The sequence below is a fragment of the Shewanella electrica genome, assembly GCF_022321485.1.
Taxonomy (GTDB): Bacteria; Pseudomonadota; Gammaproteobacteria; order Enterobacterales; family Shewanellaceae; genus Shewanella; species Shewanella electrica.
The window spans coordinates 275588-288477 of the sequence record NZ_JAKOGG010000005.1; the positions used below are offsets into that span (position 1 = coordinate 275588).

Annotated in this window: 18 protein-coding genes; 5 read left to right on the top strand and 13 right to left on the bottom strand. The window is 48.6% G+C overall.

Annotated elements, in window-relative coordinates:
- Positions 1 to 68: 68 nt before the first annotated feature.
- Positions 69 to 620, bottom strand: coding sequence for an adenine phosphoribosyltransferase (apt, locus tag L9G74_RS10165; protein WP_238896196.1), 552 nt, complete (start codon positions 618 to 620; stop codon positions 69 to 71).
- Between the two features lie 149 nt (positions 621 to 769).
- On the bottom strand, positions 770 to 1168 hold the full coding sequence (locus tag L9G74_RS10170) for a YbaN family protein (RefSeq protein WP_238896197.1): 399 nt from the start codon (positions 1166 to 1168) through the stop codon (positions 770 to 772).
- Between the two features lie 178 nt (positions 1169 to 1346).
- Between L9G74_RS10170 and dusC the strand changes: the two genes are divergently transcribed.
- Positions 1347 to 2285: a tRNA dihydrouridine(16) synthase DusC gene (gene dusC / locus L9G74_RS10175; protein ID WP_238896198.1), complete on the top strand. Its 939-nt coding sequence runs from the start codon at positions 1347 to 1349 to the stop codon at positions 2283 to 2285.
- An 80-nt stretch (positions 2286 to 2365) separates the two neighbouring features.
- Positions 2366 to 2704: a TraR/DksA family transcriptional regulator gene (locus L9G74_RS10180; RefSeq protein WP_238896199.1), complete on the top strand. Its 339-nt coding sequence runs from the start codon at positions 2366 to 2368 to the stop codon at positions 2702 to 2704.
- Positions 2705 to 2781: 77 nt separating this feature from the next.
- Here the strand turns inward: L9G74_RS10180 and ndk are convergent, their stop codons facing one another.
- The 11 genes from ndk to trmJ form a co-directional block, all read right to left on the bottom strand.
- The gene (gene ndk / locus L9G74_RS10185; protein ID WP_238896200.1) at positions 2782 to 3213 is read right to left on the bottom strand and encodes a nucleoside-diphosphate kinase; all 432 of its coding nucleotides are present in this window, start codon (positions 3211 to 3213) and stop codon (positions 2782 to 2784) included.
- 161 nt (positions 3214 to 3374) lie between these two features.
- Entirely contained in the window at positions 3375 to 3572 is a 198-nt protein-coding gene (gene iscX, locus L9G74_RS10190; RefSeq protein ID WP_238896201.1) for a Fe-S cluster assembly protein IscX, read from the bottom strand.
- A gap of 105 nt (positions 3573 to 3677) precedes the next feature.
- Positions 3678 to 4013, bottom strand: coding sequence for an ISC system 2Fe-2S type ferredoxin (fdx, locus tag L9G74_RS10195; RefSeq protein ID WP_238896202.1), 336 nt, complete (start codon positions 4011 to 4013; stop codon positions 3678 to 3680).
- 8 nt (positions 4014 to 4021) lie between these two features.
- Positions 4022 to 5881, bottom strand: a complete 1860-nt coding sequence (gene hscA, locus L9G74_RS10200) for a Fe-S protein assembly chaperone HscA (RefSeq protein ID WP_238896203.1) — start codon at positions 5879 to 5881, stop codon at positions 4022 to 4024.
- Between the two features lie 84 nt (positions 5882 to 5965).
- Complete coding sequence (gene hscB, locus L9G74_RS10205; protein ID WP_238896204.1) at positions 5966 to 6487, bottom strand: co-chaperone HscB; 522 nt, start codon at positions 6485 to 6487, stop codon at positions 5966 to 5968.
- A gap of 27 nt (positions 6488 to 6514) precedes the next feature.
- Positions 6515 to 6838, bottom strand: coding sequence for an iron-sulfur cluster assembly protein IscA (gene iscA / locus L9G74_RS10210; protein WP_238896205.1), 324 nt, complete (start codon positions 6836 to 6838; stop codon positions 6515 to 6517).
- Between the two features lie 18 nt (positions 6839 to 6856).
- Positions 6857 to 7237, bottom strand: a complete 381-nt coding sequence (gene iscU, locus L9G74_RS10215; RefSeq protein WP_238896206.1) for a Fe-S cluster assembly scaffold IscU — start codon at positions 7235 to 7237, stop codon at positions 6857 to 6859.
- A gap of 34 nt (positions 7238 to 7271) precedes the next feature.
- Entirely contained in the window at positions 7272 to 8486 is a 1215-nt protein-coding gene (locus L9G74_RS10220) for an IscS subfamily cysteine desulfurase (protein WP_238896207.1), read from the bottom strand.
- A 73-nt stretch (positions 8487 to 8559) separates the two neighbouring features.
- Positions 8560 to 9024, bottom strand: coding sequence for a Fe-S cluster assembly transcriptional regulator IscR (gene iscR, locus L9G74_RS10225; protein WP_238896208.1), 465 nt, complete (start codon positions 9022 to 9024; stop codon positions 8560 to 8562).
- A gap of 193 nt (positions 9025 to 9217) precedes the next feature.
- On the bottom strand, positions 9218 to 10039 hold the full coding sequence (gene cysE, locus L9G74_RS10230) for a serine O-acetyltransferase (RefSeq protein WP_238896209.1): 822 nt from the start codon (positions 10037 to 10039) through the stop codon (positions 9218 to 9220).
- A gap of 14 nt (positions 10040 to 10053) precedes the next feature.
- Positions 10054 to 10794, bottom strand: a complete 741-nt coding sequence (trmJ, locus tag L9G74_RS10235; protein WP_238896210.1) for a tRNA (cytosine(32)/uridine(32)-2'-O)-methyltransferase TrmJ — start codon at positions 10792 to 10794, stop codon at positions 10054 to 10056.
- Between the two features lie 152 nt (positions 10795 to 10946).
- Here trmJ and suhB point away from each other — a divergent pair, with 152 nt between their 5' ends.
- The 3 genes from suhB to L9G74_RS10250 all read left to right on the top strand — a co-directional run bounded on the left by suhB (position 10947) and on the right by L9G74_RS10250 (position 12823).
- Positions 10947 to 11750 carry an inositol-1-monophosphatase gene (gene suhB, locus L9G74_RS10240; protein WP_238896211.1) on the top strand — a complete coding sequence of 268 codons (804 nt, stop codon included), beginning with the start codon at positions 10947 to 10949 and terminating at the stop codon, positions 11748 to 11750.
- A 168-nt stretch (positions 11751 to 11918) separates the two neighbouring features.
- Entirely contained in the window at positions 11919 to 12323 is a 405-nt protein-coding gene (locus tag L9G74_RS10245; RefSeq protein ID WP_238896212.1) for a phosphate-starvation-inducible protein PsiE, read from the top strand.
- A gap of 200 nt (positions 12324 to 12523) precedes the next feature.
- On the top strand, positions 12524 to 12823 hold the full coding sequence (locus L9G74_RS10250) for a PilZ domain-containing protein (RefSeq protein WP_238896213.1): 300 nt from the start codon (positions 12524 to 12526) through the stop codon (positions 12821 to 12823).
- The last annotated feature ends 67 nt before the right edge of the window (positions 12824 to 12890 follow it).

Sequence of the window (12890 nt, forward strand, 5' to 3'; positions counted from 1 at the left end):
CGTCAAACAATACCATGCAGCTTAGCGACATGCTATTGCTACGATCCGAGGCGTGAGTAATTGCGGAATTAATCCCCTTCGAACTCACATAATTTGGCGATTTCTAAGCCCATATTGACCAAGCGCTGCTCGCCGCCCAAATCAGGCAATGAGATAACAAACGCGGCATGGGCCACTTCACCACCCAAACGGCGGATCAGTTTCACGGTCGCTTCAATAGTCCCGCCGGTGGCTAGCAGGTCATCAACCACCAACACTTTGTCACCGGGTACGATAGCATCTTGATGCATTTCCAGGGTGTCGTGACCGTATTCCAGCTCATAGCTTTCGGCAATAGTGGCACGCGGCAGTTTGCCCGGTTTGCGTACTGGTACAAAACCGACGCCCATTTCCAACGCCAGTGGCGCACCAAACAGGAAGCCGCGGGCTTCAGTGCCCACCACTTTGGTGAAACCAAGATCTTTATACAGATCCACGAATGCTTGAATCGTTACTTGGTAAGCAACCGGATCTTCCAACAGACTGGTGACATCGCGAAACATGATGCCGGGCTTCGGATAATCAGGAATGGTTTTGATACTCTGCTTGATTAGCGCCAACTGCTCGGTATTTGTAGCCATAATTCAATACTTAATTTGACGGGGTTACCGTGTATTCACCAACAAAAAGGCCCACCCAAAAGATGGACCTCGTCTAAAATTCGGCTAAAGCTTAAGCCCCTTTGATTGTGGTTGCAACCGCATTCGGGCGATTGTGCGGCAACGGTTGTTTATTTGGCCGACACCGAACCGGGGGCTACTGTGGTCGCGGAGGTTTCATTTTGACGCCACAAGAACACCATCAAAGCGATAAACATACAAAGCAACAGCAACTTAACCCACCACAGCGGCACAATAAAAATACTAAAAGCAAAGCTTAACCCGGCCACAATCGAGGCACGGATTTTCAACGGCCGACGGATCACTCGATTTTGGTTCCAATCCGCTAACGGCACCTTAAACCAAGGATGCTCATGCAACCAGCGGTGCAATCGCGGGCTGGAACGGGCAAAACAAAAGCCAGCAAGCAGCAGAAAAGGCACCGTAGGTAACAGTGGCAAAAACATGCCCAACACACCTAAAGCGACAGCTAACAAACCGGACAGAAGAAAGAAACCGCGTTTAATCATCGACAACCACCAAATGAAAACTATTCTCAATTGGGGATTCTAACCAACTTGACAGATATACCCAAGTAAAAAGCTCAGATTAACCCCATCGAGCCACACTATCATCCCTTTGGCAATCTTCCCGTTTAGGGTAGAATGCGCGGCCTTTAATTGCTAAACCACCAAGAGTAGTGCCCACGTGAGAGTGATTCTTGCCCCGATGGAAGGGGTTGTCGACCATCTTATGCGCGAGCTGTTATCCAGTATCAATCACTATGATTTGCTGGTGACCGAATTCGTGCGTGTTGTTGACCAACTGCTGCCAGAAAAAGTGTTTTACCGCCTATGCCCTGAGCTACAGCAACAAGGTAAGACCTTAGCAGGCACTCCCGTGCGCGTACAACTGCTGGGACAAGACCCGAGTTGTATGGCCGACAATGCTGTCACCGCGATTAATCTCGGTTCGCATGGCGTGGATGCCAACTTTGGCTGCCCTGCCAAAATGGTCAATCGCAGTAATGGTGGCGCCATCATGCTGCGCTGCCCAGAGCAAGTACACGACGTGGTTAAAGCGATGCGTCAAGCGGTGCCGAGTGATCAGCCTGTTACCGCGAAAATACGCTTGGGCTTTGATGATCGTTCACTCTATATGGAAAACGCCTTAGCAGTGTATGAAGCCGGTGCCAGTGAACTCGCGGTACATGCTCGCAGCAAAGCGGACGGTTACCGTCCACCGGCCTACTGGGAATATATTGCCGATATCAGGCAGAAGCTGCCAATCCCGGTGATTGCCAATGGCGAGATCTGGAATAAAGCCGATGCTGACCGCTGTCGTGAAGTGACCGGTTGTACTGATGTGATGATTGGCCGAGGCGCCATCGCCCTACCCAACCTCGCTAATGCCATTAAAGGCATTGATACACCCTATACGTGGCCGCAAACCTTACAACTGTTACTGCAATACACTGAATACGAACATGAGAAAAACCTCTATTTTCCTGCTCGTATCAAACAGTGGTTTAGTTACCTGAACCGCCAATACACTGAGGCCGATGAGCTGTTCCGCCAGTTACGTTTATTGAAAACCCGTGAAGAGATTGTGGCACTATTACAAGCCACCGCCGCACAGTTAAATTAGCGCGACTTGATCAATGTCATAGTGAGCTTTCATCAGCTCACTAGACTATCGTCTATACGGATGACTTATAGGCGGCCAACGTGAATACTCAACCACTTAGACAAAAATTGTCAGCCATTGAGACGGAACTCAGGCAAGAGTTGACAGCCATCGCACCCAAACTCACCGATTTGTCACTCAGTGATGTTGTCGAACAACTGGCGGCTAGCCCGTTGTGCCAGCAAAGCATTTATCAACGTATCGTCCGCTTAGACGCCGCCATCTGCCAATTAGAGTTGGGATTGTATGGTTTGTGTGCCGACTGCGAAGCCAACATCGAACCGGAAAGATTACGGGCAGATCCCACCGAGCAGCGCTGTCGTGTATGCGACGAGCATTTTCGGCATCAGCATCGCCAAGAGTTGCGATTGAGCCACTGAACTAACATCTGAATGGGTAAATCGCAGGCAATAAAAAAGGCGCATTCAATGCGCCTTTTTTGTGCCTAAGCCTCGAATTAACGAGTACGTGGGCAGATTTCGCCAGCTGCGAAGAAGTAAGCAATTTCACGTTCTGCAGAAGCCAGAGCGTCTGAACCGTGTACTGCGTTTTCGTCGATGCTGTCAGCGTAGTCAGCGCGCAGAGTACCGCGAGCAGCTTGAGCTGGGTTAGTAGCGCCCATGATTTCACGGTTAGCCAGAACAGCGTTTTCGCCTTCCAGAACTTGAACCATGATAGGACCAGAAGTCATGAAGCTAACCAAAGCGCCGAAGAAAGGACGTTCGCTGTGTTCAGCGTAGAAGCCTTCAGCTTGTTCTTTAGTCAGGTGAACCATTTTAGAGGCGATGATTTTCAGGCCAGCGCTTTCGAAACGGTTATAGATTGCGCCGATGTGGTTTTTTGCAACAGCATCAGGCTTGATGATAGAAAAAGTACGTTCAATCGCCATGTTAAAGGTTCCTAAATCAGCGAATTTAAATTTCGCGCGGATTATACGAAATTACTAACGGAAATCCTAATCGAATATCACAAATCCACCGATTTTAGCGTGCTAACGCAGTTTTCTTGGCTAACAGTTTGAGAACATTGACACATTCTCTAGTGCGTCTGCTATTTTTCGTCCAGCCAGCACTGCAAAATCGCCTCTAAAATCTGTTCATTACAGCGCGCGGGATCGTCTTCAAACTCATCCAACGCCAAAATCCATTCATACAAGTCGGTAAAACGAATGGTCTCTGGTGCAACATCGGGATATTCATCCAACAACGCCAACGCTACCTCTAATGAATCGGTCCATTTTAGTGCCATAACCGCCTCCCTATGATTCGGTAAAAATTATTCAGTACAGGCACGCCTATTTAATCACCGCCTAAATAGGCTGATAAAAAAGGCCAGCTTGCGCTGGCCTCTCAATTAACCTTCACTGACCATATTGACAGTGTATTTTGGAATTTCAACCACGAGGTCTTCATCTTCCACTTTGGCTTGGCACGACAAGCGGCTTTCTGGTTCCAAGCCCCATGCTTTATCGAGCATGTCGTCTTCCAAATCATCGCTTGGTTCTAGGTCGTTAAACCCTTCACGCACAATCACATGGCAAGTTGTACAAGCACATGATTTTTCACAAGCATGTTCAATCTCAATACCGTTACGCAGCGCAACGTTCAAAATTGATTCGCCTTTTTCCGCTTCTACTACCGCGCCATCTGGGCAAAGTTCAGCGTGAGGTAAAAATACGATTTGTGGCATTTTTCCACCTATATTTTATCGACCGACTGACCTTTCAGTGCGGCTCTAATTGAATTGTCCATTCGTTTCGCGGCAAATGTCTGCGTCGCAGCATCAACAGCTTCGATGGCGGCTTTGATAGCATCGGTGTTGTTGCCATCAGCAGCTTGTGCCAGTGCTTGCATGGCGCTATCAACAGTTTGACGCTCATCGGCGGCTAACAGATCACCGTCGGCAGCTAAGGCGGCATTGAGTGACTCAAGCACGCGCGCAGCTTCCACTTTTTGCTCGGTTAACATCCGCAGTTCGATATCTTCTTTAGCGTATTTCATCGAGTCTTTGATCATGCCAGCGATTTCGGTATCTGACAGGCCAAACGATGGTTTCACTTGAATGCTCGACTGTACGCCAGTCGATTTTTCCATGGCGGTAACACTCAACAAACCATCAGCATCCACTTGGAACGTCACCCGAATATGTGCCGCACCCGCCGCCAATGCGGGGATGCCACGCAGCGTAAAGCGCGCCAATGAACGGCAGTCAGCCACCAGTTCACGTTCGCCCTGCACCACATGGAATGCCATGGCGGTTTGCCCATCTTTAAAAGTAGTAAATTCTTGCGCACGTGCGACCGGAATGGTGGTGTTACGTGGAATCACTTTTTCCACTAAACCGCCCATGGTTTCAATGCCGAGCGACAATGGGATCACATCAAGCAACAGCAGTTCTGAATCGGGTTTGTTACCCGCCAGAATGTCAGCTTGAATGGCAGCGCCAATGGCGACTACGCGATCAGGGTCGATGCTGGTCAGCGGTGTACGGCCGAAGAATTCGCCCACTAACTCACGTACTAATGGCACGCGGGTTGAACCACCCACCATCACCACTTCTAACACTTCTTCCGCTTCAACAGCGGCATCACGCAGTGCTTTACGGCAGCTTTGAATGGTTTTCTTCACCAGCTTGTTGATCAGTTCATTGAACTGCTCAACGCCAGTGTCACAAGTCACTTCACGACCCTCTACCGTCAGCACAGTCGTGGCAGTGGCATCGTTCGACAGCGCTTCTTTCACGCGACGCGCTTCCATCAACAGTTGCCGCTCTTGCTGCGGCGCTAACTCGCCAAGACCCAAGCGCGTGCGTAGGTCTTCCGCCAGCAGGTGATCAAAATCGTCACCACCGAGTTGAGAATCACCGCCGGTCGCTAATACTTCAAACACACCGCGGTTAAGACGCAGAATAGAGATATCGAACGTGCCGCCGCCGAGATCATAAACGGCGATAACGCCCTCTTGCCCTGAATCCAAACCATAAGCGATAGCCGCTGCGGTTGGTTCATTCAGCAAGCGCAATACTTTTACACCCAGCAAGCTGGCAGCATCTTTGGTGCCTTGGCGCTGCGCGTCATCAAAATAGGCAGGTACAGTAATCACCACGCCTTCGAGCGAGCCGCCTAACGTGGCTTCAGCACGGGCAATCAGCGGCCGTAGAATTTCAGCAGACACTTGCACCGGGTTGAACTTACCGGCATCAGTCACAAATACTGGTAAGCCGTTTTCACTGGCTTCGAATTGGTAAGGAAAACGCTGTGCGCCTTGCTGCACATCGGCCAGTGAACGGCCCATAAAACGTTTGACCGAGACAATGGTGTTCTGTGGGTCAAGGGCGGATTGGGTCAACGCGACTTGACCAACGGTGATGTTGTCTGCGGCAAAATGCACCACAGAAGGCAGAGAATGCACGCCAGCTTCGTCGGCTAAGGTTTCTGCCTTACCGCTACGCACAGATGCCACCAGAGAATTGGTAGTGCCCAAATCGATACCAGCGGCGAGACGATGCTGGTGAGGAGCAGCCATTTGGCCGGGTTCAGCAATTTGCAAAAGTGCCATAAATATCCATTCTTCATTAAAAATTTGGCTCAACCTAAGTGAGCCAAATTGTTAACCGAGTAAGAGACGCTTCACTCAGTATGCTTATTCAAACAACGCATCCTGAATGCGCACCAGTTCATCCTGCAATTTTGCCATAAACTTTAGCTTTCTGACGTGATCTGCTGCATTTTGTATGACAGAAGCATCATCACTTGCTAATAAATGCTGCAATTGTTCAGTGATGGCGGCGCGATATTGCTTAAACGTCTGCTCAAGCTCGTCGGCGGCGTCAGCATCGCGACTGTGCGAGATGTCTTCCAGCGCTTCACGCCATTCCATCTGCTGCATCAGGAAACTGGTGTCTTTTACCGTTTGGGTTTCATTTTTAATATCCACCCCTTTGAGTTCCAGCAGATGTTCGGCACGGCGAATTGGTTCTTTTAAGGTTTGAAAACCATCGTTAATTTGCGCAGTGCGAGAAACGGCTAGCATTTTTTGCTGTTCGCTAGCGTTGGCGAATCTGTCCGGATGAGTTGCTTTTTGCAGCTCACGGTAGCGGGTAGATAGGTCAGCTACGTCGACATCGAACGTAGCTGGCAAGTCAAACAACTCGAAGTAGTTCATACAGCGCTCTATTGCGAGGTAAGTGGGTTATACAGTGAAGCTTTCACCGCAACCACACTCGCCTTTAGCATTAGGATTATTGAACTGAAAGCCTTCGTTAAGGCCTTCTTTGACGAAATCAAGTTCAATGCCCTCGAGGTAAATCAAGCTTTTGGCGTCAATGATGATGTTGACGCCATCGATTGCAAATACCTCGTCGTCTTCGTTAAGTTCATCAACAAATTCGAGGACATAAGCCATACCACTACAACCGGAAGTTTTCAGTCCTAAGCGCAGACCTAAACCTTTGCCTCGATTATCGAGAAAAGATTTGACGCGTTCTGCTGCTGCAGGTGTCATAGAAATTGACATGTTAACTCCCGGCGTTGATTAGGCTTTTTTAGACTTATATTCTTCCAGAGCAGCTTTGATAGCGTCCTCGGCCAGAATTGAACAGTGAATTTTCACTGGTGGCAAGGCCAACTCTTCAGCAATGTCAGTATTTTTGATCGAGGCCGCTTCTTCAACGCTTTTACCTTTCACCCACTCAGTAACCAGTGAGCTTGAAGCGATAGCGCTACCACAACCGTAGGTTTTGAAGCGCGCGTCTTCGATGATACCTGCTTCGTTGATTTTCAACTGCAGCTTCATTACGTCGCCACATGCAGGTGCACCCACCATACCCGTTACCACTGACGGATCGTCTTTTTCAAACGAGCCCACATTGCGAGGATTCTCGTAGTGGTCAATTACTTTTTCACTATATGCCATGATATTGCTCCAAATTTAATACGTCTGCGGGAAATTAGTGGGCTGCCCACTTCACCTGATTGAGGTCAATACCATCCTTGAACATCTCCCACAATGGAGACATCTCCCTGAGTTTACCGATTGAATCCTTGATGGTTGCAATCGCGTAATCAATCTCTTCTTCAGTCGTGAAACGACCGATGGTGAAACGGATCGAGCTGTGTGCCATTTCATCATTAAGACCTAATGCACGCAGAACGTAGCTAGGTTCCAAGCTGGCAGAAGTACAAGCAGAACCTGAAGATACCGCCAAGTCTTTCAGCGCCATCATCAATGATTCGCCTTCTACATAAGCAAAGCTTACGTTCAAGCTACCGCAGAACCGATGTTCCATATCACCGTTAATATAGGTTTCTTCGATATCTTTGATACCGTTCCACAAGCGGTCACGCAACGCACGAATGCGTTCGTTGTCTTTTGCCATATCGGTTTTAGCGATGGCAGCAGCTTCACCCATGCCCACGATTTGATGCGTTGGCAAAGTACCACTGCGCATACCACGCTCATGACCACCACCGTGCATTTGCGCTTCTAAGCGAATGCGTGGTTTACGACGAACATACAGCGCGCCGATACCTTTAGGGCCATACATCTTGTGAGCAGAGATAGACATCAGATCCACTTTGGTGGCTTGTACGTCGATGTCGACTTTGCCAGCGCCTTGCGCCGCGTCAACATGGAACACAATGCCTTTGCTACGGCACAATTCGCCGATAGCGTTGATATCTTGGATCACGCCAATTTCGTTGTTGACCAGCATGATGCTTACCAAGGTGGTGTCATCACGCATCGCATTCTCAATACGCTCCAACGGGATTAGACCGTTGCTGTCTGGATCAAGGTAAGTCACTTCAAAACCATCACGCTCAAGATGACGGCAAGTATCGAGCACCGCTTTGTGTTCGGTCTTGCAAGTGATGATGTGCTTGCCTTTTTTCTGATAGAAGTTAGCTACGCCTTTGATAGCCAAGTTATCAGACTCAGTCGCGCCAGACGTAAACACAATCTCACGAGGATCGGCGTTGATGAAATCAGCGATTTGGTTACGAGCAATATCGACAGCTTCTTCAGCCTGCCAGCCGTAACGGTGAGAACGGGACGCTGGATTGCCAAAAACGCCATCCATTGTCATGTACTGTGCCATTTTCTGAGCAACGCGAGGGTCAACCGGCGTTGTTGCGGCATAATCCAAATAAATAGGAAGTTTCATTACACACTCCGTACTTAGCAGTCTCCGCCGAGGCTACATACCACGTACTTTTATATTAATTTTTAACAGCGGATCAGGCGCTGATCCGTTGCTGTTCCTGATGCATCTTGTCTTGCTTAACCGAGATGTATTGAACATCGCGCTTTTGCATTAATGCAGCAAGGCTGATGCCGTTTAAAAATTCTGAAATCTGCTTACTTAAATCGCCCCACAATGAATGGGTCAGGCAACGCGAACCACTTTGGCAATTAGATTGCCCTTGGCAACGGGTTGCATCAACCGATTCATCCACAGCGTTGACCACCATGGCAACTGAGATATCTGCTGCATCTTTGCCCAGACGATAGCCACCACCTGGCCCACGCACACTGGCAACCAAACCATTTTTGCGTAGTTTGGCAAACAGTTGCTCAAGATAAGAAAGAGAAATTCCCTGACGCTCAGAGATATCTGCCAGCGGTACCGGCCCATTAGCCGAATGAATCGCAACATCAAGCATTGCGGTTACCGCGTAGCGACCTTTAGATGTCAACTTCATACATACACCATGGCGATAAATAAGTGAGTTGAATTGCAACATATCCCACTATTTTAGTCAAGTATAAAACCCAGTAACTTAGTAGGTTATTTTCTCGCCAATTTGTTAAATACCCATACTCATTAGTTGGGTATTAGACGCTTTTGTGCCATCGCTTTCAACGAAAAACAGCCAGATTTAGTTACAAAATGGGCTAGATCTCAGGATCAAACGATTCCATCGCTTGGCGGCGCTTCTCTGCTGCTGCAGTTTCGGCATCGCCAAAGTCACCCACGTCGATTTCTGGCAACTTTTCGGTACAGACCGCACCGCCCATACTTTGAATAACTTTGCACAAATCTTGTACTTTCGAGTCCATCAGATGCATATGGTCGAGCATTTGCCCAATGGCGTTCGCCACAGGGTCAGGATTATCTGGTGACACCGCATAGGCATCAAAGCCATATTTTTTCGCCATCGCGGTACGGCGTTCCGACTTCTCTTTCGATTGCGGTGTTTGTACCGTCACAGCACGGCCGGGAATGCCCACCACTGTGGTATTTTCTGGTACATCTTTTACCACCACCGAGTTAGAACCAACGCGCGCACCACTGTGCATGGTGATAGGCCCCAACACTTTGGCGCCAGCACCAATAACCACGTTATTTTCCAATGTTGGGTGGCGTTTGCCCGCCTGCCACGTGGTTCCACCTAAGGTGACGCCGTGGTACAGCGTGCAATCATCGCCAATTTCAGCCGTTTCGCCGATAACAATGCCCATGCCGTGGTCGATAAAAAAGCGGCGACCAATAGTCGCGCCGGGATGGATCTCGACGCCGGTTAACCAGCGAGAAAAGGTGGACAGGCTACGCGCTAAGAAAAACCATTTGGCTTTCCACAACCTATGGCTAACACGGTGTAACCAAATCGCTTGCATTCCTGGATAATTAAACAGGATTTCGATAGCGCTGCGTGCAGCAGGATCGCGGTGATAGATTGACTGAATGTCTTCTTTAAGCCTGGATATCACACCCATTTACTCGCCTCAAACTACTCTATTTTATTTTTATCAACGGCTTTATCTACGGAGGTCAAAATGCCACGCAGAATATTCATCTCTGGCGCTTCGATACGTGCCTTACTAAATAGGCGACGTAACTTTTGCATAATATGGCCAGGATGGTTTTTGATAATAAAGCCGGTATTGAGCAACGTGCTATGCAGATGTTCATAGAAGCGTTCTTGATCTTCGACTGATGGATATTCTACCGCTGCGTCTTCGGCATGGGTTTCACCACCTTGGGCATCAAGATAGGCCATACGGGTTTCATAGCAAACAATCTGTACCGCTTGCGCCAAGTTCAATGAGCTGTACTCACTGTTGGCGGGAATAGCCAAATGATAATGGCACATCTGCAACTCTTCGTTGCTCAAACCATTACGCTCACGCCCAAATACAATAGCAACTTTTCCGTGTTCACTTTGTTCGACAAGTTTCTTGGCCGCCTCGCGCGGCTCCAGCACTGGCCACTCCAAGGTACGGCTTCTGGCACTGGTGGCAATCACTAACGAACAATCTTTAATGGCTTCTTCCATGCTCTCTACGGTCACGGCATCTTTAAGGATGTCAGAAGCACCCGCTGCAAGTGCGATAGACTGCCCATCAGGCGTCACTTGTGGCTCGGCTAAATAAAGAGAAGACAGGCCCATGGTTTTCATCGCTCGCGCCACCGAGCCAATATTACCTGAGTGAGTAGTGCCCACCAGCACAACACGAATATTGCTAAGCATTTAACGACTTATCACTTGGTTTAGAATTTGGTGGCAGATCGTACCACAGACAGTATCGAATGCTCATACAAAAATCGACATTTGATATAACGAAAAGCTCATGTATAATGCGCACGTTTTTTCGACCGTTCTTTCACATCCAGGGGATTGCAATGCATCCGATGCTTACTATCGGTGTGCGCGCTGCGCGCGCCGCGGGCCAAATTATCATGCGTGGTTTCAGCGAATTGGACCGCGTCCAAGTTGACACCAAAGGCTTAAACGATTTCGTATCAAATATCGATAAAGAAGCAGAAGCTGCTATTGTTCAGCAAATCCGCAAATCTTATCCAGACCACAGCATTGTGGGCGAAGAAGGTGGTGAGAGCAAAGGCTCTAACTCAGATTACTTGTGGATTGTCGATCCTCTAGATGGCACCAACAACTTTGTTAATGGTGTACCTCATTTCGCCGTTTCTATCGCCTTACAAGTAAAAGGCAAAACTGAAGTGGCTATCGTTTATGACCCAGTACGTGAAGAGCTGTTCTCTGCAGTACGTGGTCAAGGCGCAAAACTTAACGATTTCCGTATCCGTGCTAACAACCCAGCTGATCTGAGCCAAAGCTTGGTCGCTACTGGTTTCCCATTTAAAGCACGTCAACACACTGAAACCTACATGAAGCTGTTCGCGGAAGCGTTTGCTAGCTGCACCGATATTCGTCGTGCTGGTTCAGCAGCGTTGGATCTGGCTTATGTGGCTGCTGGCCGTGTTGATGCCTTCTTTGAAATTGGCCTGAAACCATGGGATATCGCTGCGGGTGATCTGATTGTGCGTGAAGCAGGCGGTACTGTTGCTGAATTGTCAGGTGGTCATAACTACCTGCTGAGCGGTAACATCATTGCCGGTGGTCCAAAAGCGACTATCCAGTTAGTGAAGAAATTCCGTCCACTGTTGAGCGAATCACTGAAGAAGTAATTTGCTTAAATGTGTCAAAACCGCCTACGGGCGGTTTTTTTATGCCTGTTTAGCGCTTCCTTGCATAAACTTATCTTCATATATCTGTGATTGTTGTCACGTAAAATTGCCTGCCAGTTCATTGCTGAATTGTTGATAATGAACGGAAAAATAATGTAGGGAGTTCCAATGGAAATCTATCGAAAGTATGGTGCCAAATCGCTCAAAGCGGTCGAGCATATTGTGTTGTTGTTGATCGCTATCGCCACCATAGTGGCCATTGGGCAAGAGGGGCTACACATTTTTGACGCGGGTGAAGTGCAATTAGCCGATCTACTGCTGCTCTTCATCTATCTTGAAGTGCTGGCAATGGTCGCCAACTATGCCGAGTCCGGTAAGCTACCCGTGCGTATGCCGCTGTATATTGCCATTGTGGCATTAGCGCGGTATCTGATCCTTGATATGAAGGCGATGGAAGATTGGCGCGTATTAGCCATATCGCTTTCCACGCTGGTGCTGGCGTCCACCGTCATCGTCATACGTTGGGGCCAACTAAAAATGCCCTACCCACGTAATCAAGAGTACGACAACTAAGTGATGGATAAACCGCGGCGGAGAGACAAAAGCCTTGTGCCAAGACCAGCACTATCTGGTTTATTCGCTGTTTCCTAAAATATATCGCCCAGCTTTTATGCTGGGCTTTTTATATAGACGAACAATTAGCGGCGAGCACCTAAGCATTCTATGCTTGGTTAAGGTTACGCATAATCAGCACGTTATATGTAGGAGCATCTATGAGCGAGGAACTCGATTTATTTAGTGAACGCCGTAAATCGTTGAGGGTCGATTTGGAATTTGAAGCGGTCAGACTCAGTTGGCAAGACGCTAGCGGTGAACGGCGAGCTGCCGATGCTCTGTGTATCGACCTGTCCCGCCGTGGCATCCAGCTAGAATATCGTCAGCCGTTTAAGCTAGGCGAACTGATTGAGGTAACCTTTAATGCAGGCACTGATGCACAAAATACCATTCGCGGCCAGGTATGCCGTTGTAGCCCAATCAATGACGTTTATCGCATCGCCATGCAGCTGTTTTAAGTGGCACAGTGAACCTAACAGAGTGTTCTATACTTGGTGAAACTAAGTAGCTCATGCTGAGGGAGAA

Excerpts from the sequence above, each read along its gene's own strand:
- cysE (WP_238896209.1), bottom strand. The coding sequence starts at position 10,039 with ATGGGTGTGATATCCAGGCTTAAAGAAGACATTCAGTCAATCTATCAC.
- L9G74_RS10220 (WP_238896207.1), bottom strand. The coding sequence starts at position 8,486 with ATGAAACTTCCTATTTATTTGGATTATGCCGCAACAACGCCGGTTGAC.
- apt (WP_238896196.1), bottom strand. The coding sequence starts at position 620 with ATGGCTACAAATACCGAGCAGTTGGCGCTAATCAAGCAGAGTATCAAA.
- hscA (WP_238896203.1), bottom strand. The coding sequence starts at position 5,881 with ATGGCACTTTTGCAAATTGCTGAACCCGGCCAAATGGCTGCTCCTCAC.
- ndk (WP_238896200.1), bottom strand. The coding sequence starts at position 3,213 with ATGGCGATTGAACGTACTTTTTCTATCATCAAGCCTGATGCTGTTGCA.
- hscB (WP_238896204.1), bottom strand. The coding sequence starts at position 6,487 with ATGAACTACTTCGAGTTGTTTGACTTGCCAGCTACGTTCGATGTCGAC.
- iscX (WP_238896201.1), bottom strand. The coding sequence starts at position 3,572 with ATGGCACTAAAATGGACCGATTCATTAGAGGTAGCGTTGGCGTTGTTG.
- fdx (WP_238896202.1), bottom strand. The coding sequence starts at position 4,013 with ATGCCACAAATCGTATTTTTACCTCACGCTGAACTTTGCCCAGATGGC.
- iscA (WP_238896205.1), bottom strand. The coding sequence starts at position 6,838 with ATGTCAATTTCTATGACACCTGCAGCAGCAGAACGCGTCAAATCTTTT.
- L9G74_RS10245 (WP_238896212.1), top strand. The coding sequence starts at position 11,919 with ATGGAAATCTATCGAAAGTATGGTGCCAAATCGCTCAAAGCGGTCGAG.
- L9G74_RS10250 (WP_238896213.1), top strand. The coding sequence starts at position 12,524 with ATGAGCGAGGAACTCGATTTATTTAGTGAACGCCGTAAATCGTTGAGG.
- suhB (WP_238896211.1), top strand. The coding sequence starts at position 10,947 with ATGCATCCGATGCTTACTATCGGTGTGCGCGCTGCGCGCGCCGCGGGC.
- trmJ (WP_238896210.1), bottom strand. The coding sequence starts at position 10,794 with ATGCTTAGCAATATTCGTGTTGTGCTGGTGGGCACTACTCACTCAGGT.
- iscR (WP_238896208.1), bottom strand. The coding sequence starts at position 9,024 with ATGAAGTTGACATCTAAAGGTCGCTACGCGGTAACCGCAATGCTTGAT.
- iscU (WP_238896206.1), bottom strand. The coding sequence starts at position 7,237 with ATGGCATATAGTGAAAAAGTAATTGACCACTACGAGAATCCTCGCAAT.
- L9G74_RS10170 (WP_238896197.1), bottom strand. The coding sequence starts at position 1,168 with ATGATTAAACGCGGTTTCTTTCTTCTGTCCGGTTTGTTAGCTGTCGCT.